Origin of the sequence: Pseudoalteromonas sp. ESRF-bin5 (assembly GCF_002632075.1) — a bacterium.
In the GTDB taxonomy this organism is placed as follows: Bacteria; Pseudomonadota; Gammaproteobacteria; order Enterobacterales; family Alteromonadaceae; genus Pseudoalteromonas; species Pseudoalteromonas marina.
Genome location: NZ_NTLW01000120.1, coordinates 1 through 11,419, shown reverse-complemented (window position 1 = coordinate 11,419; position 11,419 = coordinate 1). Strand labels below are relative to the sequence as shown.

At 40.9% G+C, this 11,419-nt stretch carries 6 protein-coding genes, 1 tRNA gene and 1 pseudogene; all 8 read left to right on the top strand.

Annotated features, from left to right (window positions below):
• Positions 1–76: 76 nt before the first annotated feature.
• The 8 genes and pseudogenes from nadA (at position 77) to BCG07_RS06155 (ending at position 11,117) form a co-directional block, all read left to right on the top strand.
• Complete coding sequence (nadA, locus tag BCG07_RS06190) at positions 77–1,117, top strand: quinolinate synthase NadA (RefSeq protein WP_058429118.1); 1,041 nt, start codon at positions 77–79, stop codon at positions 1,115–1,117.
• A 185-nt stretch (positions 1,118–1,302) separates the two neighbouring features.
• Positions 1,303–1,392: transfer RNA gene (locus BCG07_RS06185), tRNA-Ser, on the top strand.
• 187 nt (positions 1,393–1,579) lie between these two features.
• Positions 1,580–2,820 (top strand): annotated as a pseudogene (locus tag BCG07_RS06180) (integrase domain-containing protein).
• Positions 2,821–2,841: 21 nt separating this feature from the next.
• On the top strand, positions 2,842–3,507 hold the full coding sequence (locus BCG07_RS06175; protein WP_262976899.1) for a DUF6998 domain-containing protein: 666 nt from the start codon (positions 2,842–2,844) through the stop codon (positions 3,505–3,507).
• Between the two features lie 128 nt (positions 3,508–3,635).
• On the top strand, positions 3,636–4,772 hold the full coding sequence (gene csm6 / locus BCG07_RS06170; protein WP_138739915.1) for a CRISPR-associated ring nuclease Csm6: 1,137 nt from the start codon (positions 3,636–3,638) through the stop codon (positions 4,770–4,772).
• 70 nt (positions 4,773–4,842) lie between these two features.
• Positions 4,843–8,286, top strand: coding sequence for a type I restriction endonuclease subunit R (locus BCG07_RS06165; protein WP_286889313.1), 3,444 nt, complete (start codon positions 4,843–4,845; stop codon positions 8,284–8,286).
• 57 nt (positions 8,287–8,343) lie between these two features.
• Entirely contained in the window at positions 8,344–9,924 is a 1,581-nt protein-coding gene (locus BCG07_RS06160) for a type I restriction-modification system subunit M (protein WP_286889310.1), read from the top strand.
• On the top strand, positions 9,921–11,117 hold the full coding sequence (locus tag BCG07_RS06155) for a restriction endonuclease subunit S (protein WP_286889309.1): 1,197 nt from the start codon (positions 9,921–9,923) through the stop codon (positions 11,115–11,117). Before BCG07_RS06160 ends, BCG07_RS06155 begins: the two co-directional genes overlap by 4 nt.
• Positions 11,118–11,419 lie beyond the last annotated feature (302 nt).

Sequence of the window (11,419 nt, the reverse complement as noted above, 5' to 3'; positions counted from 1 at the left end):
CAGTTTGCTGTTATTTATGTTTTTATTCTCGTATAATTCGCCGTAATTTATACACTGTAAATAAGTGGTCGAGAACATGAGTTTAGCGCAAACTATTATGCCTGAAGGCTATATTTTCCCTCCAAAGCCAGCACCGTTAACAAACGACGAGCAAGGCGAATACAAAGCACGTATTAAGCAATTACTTAAAGATAAAAACGCGGTACTCGTAGCGCATTATTATACTGATCCTGAAATCCAAGCCCTTGCCGAAGAAACTGGCGGTTGCGTTGCCGACTCTTTAGAAATGGCGCGCTTTGGTGCAAGACACGACGCTGATATGATCATCGTTGCAGGCGTTCGTTTTATGGGTGAAACTGCTAAAATTTTAACGCCAAACAAAACGGTTGTTATGCCAACACTTGAAGCAACATGCTCGCTAGACATCGGTTGTCCGATTGATGAGTTCTCAGCATTTTGCGATCAGCACCCTGATCGTAAAGTGGTGGTGTATGCAAACACCTCTACAGCGGTTAAAGCCCGTGCAGATTGGATTGTAACCTCATCGTGCGCGCTTGAAATTGTTGAGCACTTAGACGAGCAAGGCGAAAAAATTATTTGGGGCCCAGACAAGCACCTAGGCAGCTACATTCAAAAAAATACCGGCGCTGATATGATCATGTGGAATGGCGCATGTATTGTTCACGACGAGTTTAAAACTAAAGCATTGAAAGAGTTTAAGGCACTGCACCCAGATGCTGGCGTTTTAGTTCACCCAGAGTCACCTGCAGAAATAGTTGCACTTGCTGACGCCGTTGGATCTACAAGCCAGCTGATTAAAGCAGCGCAAACAATGCCGAATAAAAAGTTTATTGTTGCGACTGATCGCGGTATTTTTTATAAAATGCAGCAGCTATGCCCAGAGAAAGAGTTCTTTGCCGCCCCTACGGCTGGTGAAGGCGCTTCTTGTAAAAGTTGTGCACATTGCCCGTGGATGGCAATGAATGGCTTAAAAGCGATTGAGGAGGCTTTAATAGACCCTCAAGGTAAAGAGGTATTTGTAGATATGGACTTGCGTGAAGGTGCACTTAAGTCACTTAACCGCATGCTAGACTTTACGGCGAGTATGGCTAAATAGTTTTTAGCAAATGTAAAGTAACTAGACTGATATAAAAAACGGCTAAGCCTTATGGTTTAGCCGTTTTTTATTGAAAAAGTAAATAACTGCACGATTAATAGCCATTCAACAGTACATATTTAAAAAGGCCTTGCACCTGCGTAACCTATTTCATACTATAACGCGCTGTTGCTAGGCAACACCGTGGAGGAATGGCTGAGTGGCTGAAGGCGCACGCCTGGAAAGTGTGTTTAGGTTAATCCCTAACGAGGGTTCGAATCCCTCTTCCTCCACCATCATTCAATATTAGGACGTCTCAGGACGTCCTTTTTTGTGTCTGTAACTAATCAAAATCAATGACTTAGAGTGTTACCCTGTCCCAGGCTGTTTCATCCAAGCTCAAAGCTTTAGTATCTAAAATGGTATTCCTTGAATAAGCTGCCATAATAAAAGAATACTAAATTTGAGTGGGATTCATTTTCTATGGCAAGATCAGCCAAGCAGCTTACCGATACAGCGTTAAAAAAGTAAAAGCAGAGGATAAAGATATAATTTTATCCGATGGTAACGGCTTACAAGTAAAAGTTAGAAAGAGTGGTTCTAAGCTCTGGAACTTTAATTACTACCATCCAATCACAAAAAAGCGTGTCAACATGGGATTAGGCAAGTACCCAGATGTATCTATTGTAAATGCCAGAAAGTTAGCGCAACAAGCCAGAGAACTAGTTGCTTTAGGGACTGATCCAAAAGAGCATAGAGATGAAACCTTAGCTTTTAAACGGGCTCAAGAAGAGTTAACACTAAATAAAGTAGCTTTAGAGTGGTTTGAGGTTAAAAAGCCTGATTTTACGCAAGCTCATGGCGAAGATATTTGGCGATCATTAAATAACCATATACTGCCGGTTATTGGTAAATATCCTATTGGCAAAATTAACGCACCACAAGTAATAAAAATATTAAGGCCTATAGAGGCTAAAGGTACTCTAGAAACAGTTAAGCGTTTAAGCCAACGATTAAACCAAGTTATGACCTACGCAGTTAATAGTGGTTATATTCAAGCTAATCCGCTTGCTGGAATAAAAGAAACATTTAAAAAGCCGCAAAAACAAAACATGCCTTCGTTAAAACCAGAAGAGCTGCCTGAATTGATGCAAACGCTTGCAACGGCGTCAATTAAACGAGTAACTCGCTTTTTGATTGAATGGCAGTTACATACTCTTACCCGCCCAGGTGAAGCGGCCGGTACTCGTTGGGATGAAATTGATTTTGAGAATAAACTATGGATTATCCCAGCTGAACGAATGAAAAAGCGCAGAGAGCATGCCATTCCTCTATCAAATCAAGCTATAGAGTTATTAGAATCAATAAAACCCATTTCAGGGCATAGAGACTTTGTTTTTCCGTCAGACAGAAACCCGAGAACCCATATCAACAATGAGACTGCTAATATGGCTCTAAAACGCATGGGGTTTGAGGGCCGTTTAGTAAGCCATGGCTTACGTTCGCTTGGAAGAACAACATTAAATGAGCATGAGTTTAATCCAGATATAATAGAAGCCGCACTGGCACATGTAGATAAAAACCAGGTTCGTTCTGCTTATAATAGAGCTGAATATATAGAAAAACGTAGAGAGTTGATGAACTGGTGGAGTGAGCATATAGCAAAGGCATCTCAAGGTTCATTGTCGGTATCAGGACATAAGCACCTTTTAAAAGTTGGTTAGAAGATAAAATAAGGATATAAAATGGCTTTAACACAAATGCAAATCATTCAGTCGCTGGGTGAGGCAATGAGCTGGTTAGAAAGGGAGTTAAGTTGGGATGTACCTGCAACAGAGCTTAGACACTTAACAGGTAGAATTGGCGAGCTTTACGCCGCACTTATAACAAATGGACGCATGGCAACAGAGGTTAACCAGGCGGGGTACGATGTTGTATCAAGTAGTGGCGAGCGTATATCAGTCAAAACAACAGGTAGAATGCATACAGGTGGCCATATAAGCTTTAATACTAATACGCTAAACTTGGTCGATCGTATAATTATTTTAAGAATCAATACAGATGAGATGCAAGTTGAAACTTTATTAGATGCGCCCGTTGAAGAAGCTAAAAAACTAATGAGTGATGCAGTAACGGGAAAAAGCTGTATTACAATGAGTAAGTTAATAAACGCACCAGTTAAGCCACGTATATTATTAAATGTAAAAGAAGTTATATGGAATAACTACAAATTGGTGGAGCTTGAAAACGGCACTATTGAAGTGTTTTTAAATGACGAGCTTGTAACACCCAGTAAGCCTTACTTGCGTGATATTGCTAAAGAGTTAGGGATTTCAATTTTAAATGGCAACGGGAATCCGTTTAATACACGCCAGCTGGGTTCTGTGTTGATTAAAGAGTTATTAAATTAAAGCTACTGTTGTTTATACACCGTAGCTTAAAGGCAAGAAATAAGGCCTCTAATCCACTGAGCTCAAACAAGTTTCATTAACTATGTAATTTATGTATTATGCAGATTCCTCATACAAAAGGATCGTTGATGAAGAATGTACTACTAATAGTTACCGGTGCAAGCCCGCAGGTATTAACCGAAACTCTTTTTGCGCTTTATCAGCAGGGTAAGCCTATGCCTGAAGAGATTTTTGTTATTACAACAAAAAGCACCAAGGCTATGCTCACCGATGGATTATTTAAGCAAGGTAATTTAGCTAAATTAATAGCAGATTATAAACTTCCTGATATTAAACTCCCCGATGAAAATATTTGGCTAATAGAAGATGACAAAGGCCAACCTATTAATGATGCTAAATCTGAAATAGAACAAACCTACATGGCCGACTTTATTACGCGTAAAGTGTTTGAACTTACCAATAAAAACGATATTAGTATTCATGCATCCATTGCAGGTGGACGTAAAACAATGGCGTTTTATTTAGGCTATGCCATGTCATTATTAGGCCGTGAGCAAGATTCGCTCAGTCATGTATTTGTGAATAACGAATTTGAATTTGTTAGAGACTTTTACTACCCAACACCTTACGACCACATTATTGATGGTAAAAATGGCACGCAAGTAAACTGTATTAATGCAAATGTAACCCTTGCCGAAATACCCTTTGTACGAATGCGCCAATCTATCGACGAAACCCTCATTGCAAATATGCAAAGTGCATCGTTTAGCCAAACAGTAGCAAGCTTAAACTCAGCGCATAAAAAAGATTTAACCCTTGAAGTAAACGCAAAAGCAAAAACGCTCACCTTTGCAGGTATCGAAATTAAACTTACCGCAAAAGAAACTGCCTTCTATTTATGGTTAAACCAATACAGCCAAAGTGAACATAAAAAGCTAGTGGTGGGTCGTGATTTTGAAGAGTCTTTGCGATACAGCAAAGAGTACCTCATACATTTACAGCAAAATAGCAGTGATTTACGTATATTTCGTGATACGTTTGGCATAGAGCCCGAAGATTTTAGAGACGGTTTACACAGTAATTTAAAAGTAATGGAAAAAACCTTTGTGCAACAAACGCGTAGCCGCATAAATAGTAAAATAAATAAGGTGTTACCAAACGAGCTTGCTAAAAAAATAGCGATTGACTCTAATAACCAAAGCTTTGAAACAAGCTACTGGTTAAGCGCAGTAACACACAATATAAAAATAAATATAACGGCTTAATATTCGCAAGCTTGCAAACGCATAAAAATAATAACGCATGGTAAATTAGTTGATAAGGAAGTAATCAGGAATGAAGCAATCAATGAACTTTGAACACATTCAATCTAAGTGGCCAGAGCTACACCAGTTAGCCGCTTTTGCAGAAGAGTATGCGATTACCGATCCGCAAAGCTCACTGGTTAAGCTGCGTTGTTTTGCCGAAAAAGTAGTAGGATACTTATACAAAGAACTTAGTTTACCTGTTTTACCCACTTCTAATATTTTTGATAAACTTACCGCCGACGACTTTACCAGCGCAGTTCCGCGTTTAATTACCGATAAGCTTCACGCCATTCGTAAAAGTGGTAATCAAGCAGCCCACGAAGGCAAAGTTGATCAACAACAAGCTATTTGGATATTAAAAGAAAGCTACTTTGTAGCCTCGTACTTATTTATGGCGTATGCCAATGGCACGCAACAAGAATGCCCAGAGTTTAAAGCGCCTGAGCAAACACAGCCGACTAACCAAAGTGATGCCGAGTTTGCAAAAAAGAACAAGCAACTCACCAAGCAGCTAGCCGAAAATCAGGCCCGTTTAAAACGCGCACTTGACGAACTAGAAGCCGCAGAGCTTGCACAAAAACAAGCACAGCAGCAAGCAGCAAAACTAAAACAAACTATTGATGCTGAAAAGCTTAACCAGGTTAAAACGCGAAATGAGCAAATTGTTAACTCAAGTTTTAACTTTAACGAAGATGAAACCCGTAAGCGTATTATCGACTTAGACCTGCGTAATGCAGGTTGGAATGTAGCACTTGACGACAAATCAACAGAAGACGTTGGCAAAGAAGTAAAAGTAACAGATCAACCTACAACAACAGGCGTAGGTTATGTTGATTACGTATTATGGGATGACGACGGCAAACCACTTGCGGTAATAGAGGCAAAACGCACCCGCGAAAATATCGAAAAAGGTCGCCAGCAAGCAACGCTTTATGCCAACGCGCTCGAAAAGCAATATGGACAACGCCCTATTATTTTTTATTCAAACGGCTGGGATATAAAAATTCTCGACGACACGCAAGGCTATAATAGCCGTGGTTTATACGGTTACTACTCAAAAGATTCTCTACAGTACTTAATAAAGCAGCGCACACTTAAAAAAGACTTAAATAAAACGCCGATAGACACTGCTGTGGCAGGGCGTTTGTATCAAATGGAAACCATAACCCGAGTGTGTGAGCGTTTTAGTGATAAACACCGCAAAGCGCTTATAGTTCAAGCAACCGGCACAGGTAAAACACGCGTATCTATTGCCCTTGCCAAACGGCTGCTCGATGCAGGTTGGGCTAAGCGCGTACTATTTTTATGTGACCGAAAAGAACTACGTAAACAAGCGGGTAACGCCTTTACCGAATTCACCAAAGAGCCAGTACATATTGTTGGTAAAAGCGCTAAAAACACAGCAGCCAGCGCGCGGGTATTTATAGCAACGTACCCAGGTATGCTACGCATAATGAACAAGTACGACGTAGGCTATTTTGACCTAATAGTAGCTGATGAATCCCACCGTTCAATTTACAATATATATGGTGATATTTTTAAGTACTTTGATGCACTCGAGGTAGGCTTAACCGCCACTCCGGTAGAAATGGTATCGCGCTCAACGTGTGATTTGTTTGGTTGCGATTACAAACTACCCACAGCCAACTACCCACTTGAAGACGCGATAGAACAAGGCAACTTAGTCCCTTACAAAATAGTAAGTTACACCACACAGTTTTTGCGCGAAGGCATTAAAAAAGACAACCTAACCGATGAGCAAATAGCCCAATTAGAAGAGCAAGGCATTGACCCTAACGAGCTTGACTTTGACGCAAAACAAATAGACGAAGCCATTAAAAATAAAGACACCAACAGGCTCATACTGCGTAACTTAATGGAGAAAGGTCTGCGCGATAAAGACGGCCAACTGCCCGGTAAAACAATTATATTCGCCCGTAACATAGCCCACGCCGAATTAATGGCCCAGTTATTTAGTGAGCTTTACCCACAGCATGGTGCTAATTTTTGCCGCGTTATTCACTCAAAGTACGAACGGGCCGAAGAGCTAATAGACGATTTTAAATCAAGCGACGAAAACAGCATGCGCATAGCCGTATCGGTCGATATGCTCGACACCGGCATAGACGTGCCTGAATGCGTAAACCTTGTATTTGCAAAACCCATAAAATCAAAAGTAAAGTTTTGGCAAATGATTGGCCGTGGCACACGCTTATGCGAAAACCTATACGGACCAGGGCAGCACAAAACTCACTTTTTAATATTCGATCACTGGGCAAACTTTGAATACTTCGACGAAAACCCAGAAGAAGACGACGTAAAACAAGCAAAATCGTTACTGCAAAAACTATTTGAAGCGCGGGTAACCCTTGCACAAACGGCCCTAAAAAAAGCAAATATGGATGTGTTTGATCAAACAATTAAATTAATTCACGACGATATTTGCCTACTGCCAATGGAATCAATATCGGTGCGCGATAACTGGCTAGTGGTCGAAACCTATAAGGATTTTAAACGTCTTAATCAATTTGCACCGCAAACAGTAAGCGATCTGCTTGAAAAAGTCGCGCCGCTTATGCAATGGCGTAACATAATGGGGCAAAGTGAAGCGTATAAGTTTGATTTAGAGCTAACCACTATCCAAACACTAATATTTACCGATGCAAACCAAATTGATTTAGCTAAGCAAAGTATAATGAACAAAGTTGAATCGCTTCAAATGCACCTAAACGAAGTGCGTAGCAAAGCACCTGCGATAGCAGAAATACAAACACAGCAATATTGGCAGTATTTAACCCATGCAGCGCTTGAGCAAAGCCGCATTAATTTACGCAGTATTATTCACCTGCGTAATAAAAGCGTAACGCCGCCAAAAGGTGACTTTGTGCTTGATATAAAAGAAGACACAAACCAAATACACGAAGCCGACAGGCTTACAAAAATAGTCTCTATTGATTATCAAATATATCGCCAAGAGGTTGAAAAAACACTCACCCCGTTATTTGAAACCGACAGCGTACTTAAAAAAATTCGCAACGGCGAACAAGTAACCGAAACCGACTTAGCGCAATTAAGCTCGTTAGTGCATACGCAAAACCCAAGTGTAGATTTAAATACATTAAAAGAGTTTTTTCCTGAATCAACCGCGAGCTTAGACAAAATATTGCGTACCATAGTCGGCATGGATAAAAATGCCATAGAGCAGAGCTTTACTACCTTTGTGCAGCAAATACACACCCATGTAAATGCCAAACAACAGCGCTTTATTGGTATGCTAAAAAACCACTTAATTCGCCATGGATCTATTGAAATAGCCCAACTTTACGATGCACCCTTTACACAAATACACGACATGGGGCTCGATGGCGTATTTAGCGAGCAACAAGCCGACGTAATTGAGCAATTTATTAAGCAGTTTGACGTAAAATTAGGCAGCAAAGCCCAAAGCGTTGAAAAGCAAATACACCTTTAATTTTATAAACGCGTAATTTACACCGCGCTCAAACAGCACTAACTAGGATACACATTAATGATAACCGGACCTTTAAAAAGTAAAATCGACAAACTATGGGAAGAATTTTGGACAGGCGGTATCACTAACCCGCTTACCGTCGTAGAGCAAATTACTTTTTTAATGTACGCCCGTATGCTCGACATGAACGAGCAAGCCGACGAAAAACGAAGTGCGCGCACTAAGCAGCCGTTTAACCGCCGCTTTAGCGATGCAGAACAACATATTCGTTGGCAAAACCTACGCCATTTAGGGGCAGAAGAGTTATACAAGCTGGTTAAAGACGAACTGTTTCCGTACTTTTCAAAAACCTCAGGCGATGTTTCGCCAGAAGGCGCGATATTTAACGAGTTTATGAAAGACGCGCAATTAATGATTCAAAAGCAAAGCCTATTGGTAAAAGCGGTTGAAATGGTAAACGACCTGCCGCTTGAAAACTCAGACACCAAAGGCGATTTATACGAATACCTATTGAGTAAACTCACCACCGCAGGTATTAACGGCCAATTTAGAACGCCGCGCCACATAATACGCGCCATGGTCGAAATGATGGACCCAGATGTTACTAGCCAAATTTGTGACCCATCAACCGGCACCGGTGGTTTTTTATCGGTAAGTTACGAATACCTATTACAAAAATACACCTCAGCCGAGGGTATAGATCGCGAGCCCGTGCTTGATGTAGATGGCAACGTACAATGTGATGATAGCGGTAAACCGCTCGAAAACCTGCTCTACTCAGGCGACTTAATTACCCCAGAGCAGCGCACCCACATAGATGCTCACATGTTCAACGGCTTTGACTTTGACGCCACCATGCTACGCGTAGCCGCTATGAACTTAGTAATGCACGGTATTAAACAACCGGGCATACATTATCAAGATACCCTAAGCCAAAACTTTAAAGAGCACTACCCGCAAAAGTCCAAAGAAGGGTACGACATAATACTCGCCAACCCGCCATTTAAAGGCAGCCTAGACGAAGAAGACGTATGCCCTGAATTATTACGTAGGGTAAAAACTAAAAAAACCGAGCTGCTGTTTGTTGCCCTTATTGAGCGCATGCTAAAAGTGGGCGGGCAGTCAGCTACTATCGTGCCCGACGGCGTATTATTTGGCTCATCAAAAGCGCACGTACAACTGCGCCAAATGCTGGTGGATAACAACCAGCTAGAAGCCGTAATCTCACTACCCAGTGGCGTGTTTAAACCCTACGCCGGTGTTTCAACCGCCATACTCATATTTACCAAAGGCGGCAGCACCGACCACGTATGGTTTTACGACGTGCAAGCCGACGGCTTTAGCTTGGACGACAAACGCACCCCAATAAAAGACAACGACTTACCAAGCCTAATTAGCGAATTTAAAGCCCGTGATAAAGCACAGGCGACAAGTGATAGTAATGATAAAACTCAAAAGGCCTTTTGGGTAAGCAAAGACGACATAGCTAGCAACAAATACGACCTGTCAATCAACCGCTATAAAGAAGTGGTATACGAAGAAGAAACGTACGATCCGCCGAAAGAGATTTTAGGTAAGCTAGTGAGTTTGGAAAATGAAATTCTTGACGACCTAAAAGCGTTGGAGAAAATGTTGTGAGTAAGCTAGCAACCAGAAAAAAGTTAGGCGAGCTATGCAGTGTTGTAACAAAAGGAACAACACCAACGTCACTTGGAATGAAATTTGAAGATGAGGGCGTCCCTTTTTTAAGGATACAAAACCTCTCAGGATCAAGCGTACATTTAAAAGATATTCTTTATATTAGTGAAGATACTCATAATGCACTAAACCGCTCAAAGATAATGCCGGGTGATTTCTTAATAACCATAGCTGGTACAATTGGTCGAGTTGCTATTGTTCCTGATGATTTCCCTGAAGCAAATTGCAATCAGGCTGTTGCAATATTAAGGTTTGATAAGAGTAAGTTACTTCCAAGGTACCTGCTACATTGGTTAACAACAAATGATGCACTCAGACAAATTAGTGGTAAGAAAGTTACTGCAACTATTTCAAACTTAAGTTTAGGACAAATAAAGGAATTAGAAATCCCACTCCCTCCACTGGATGAGCAAAAACGCATAGCCGCGATTTTAGATAAAGCCGATGCCATCCGCCGCAAGCGCCAACAAGCCATCCAACTCGCCGACGACTTCCTACGCAGCGTCTTCCTAGACATGTTCGGCGATCCCGTCACCAACCCGAAGGGGTTTCCAATGGGTACTATTCGTGATTTTGTTGAAACGGCAAATTACGGCTCATCAGGTAAAGCGTCAGAAACTGAAGGCGAATACCCAATGTTACGAATGGGAAATATTACATATGAAGGTGGATGGGACTTTACTAATTTAAAATATATTGATTTGAGTGAAAAAGATAAACCTAAATACTTAACGCAAAAAGGTGATTTACTTTTTAACCGCACAAACAGTAAAGAGTTAGTTGGTAAAACAGCTGTTTTCGAAGAAGAAAAGCCAATGGCTATAGCAGGTTACTTGATTAGAGTAAGAACTAATGAACTTGGAAATAATTACTATTTATCTGGCTACCTAAATTCAGCTCACGGAAAAAAAACTTTAGTTGGTATGTGTAAAAGTATCGTTGGTATGGCAAACATTAACGCGCAAGAGCTACAAAATATTAAGGTTTTATTACCACCAATAGAACTGCAAAATGAGTTTGAGATGATTGTGAAAATAACTAAGCAGAAAGTAAAAAGCTTCAATAGAAGTAGTGAGTTACTTAATGATAACTTTAACTCTCTAAGCCAAAAAGCCTTTGCTGGCGAACTATAGCTTCCACCTTAAAAGATGAACAATAAGGACGTTTTAATGAATGTAACGGCCGTGCATCGTGTTAATGTTGGGTGGCGTGACTTCGTCACTTAACCAACCTACGTGTATTTACCTTACGTAGGTTGGATAAGCCGAAGGCGTCATCCAACGTTATTGGTTGTGCATTATAAATGTAATACGGCTTGAGGTGATGTTGGTTTGTTGGTTGGCGTGACTCCGTCACTTAACCAACCTACGTATTTAAACCAATCATGTAGGTTGGATAAGCCGAAGGCGTCATCCGACATTATTGGTTGTGCATT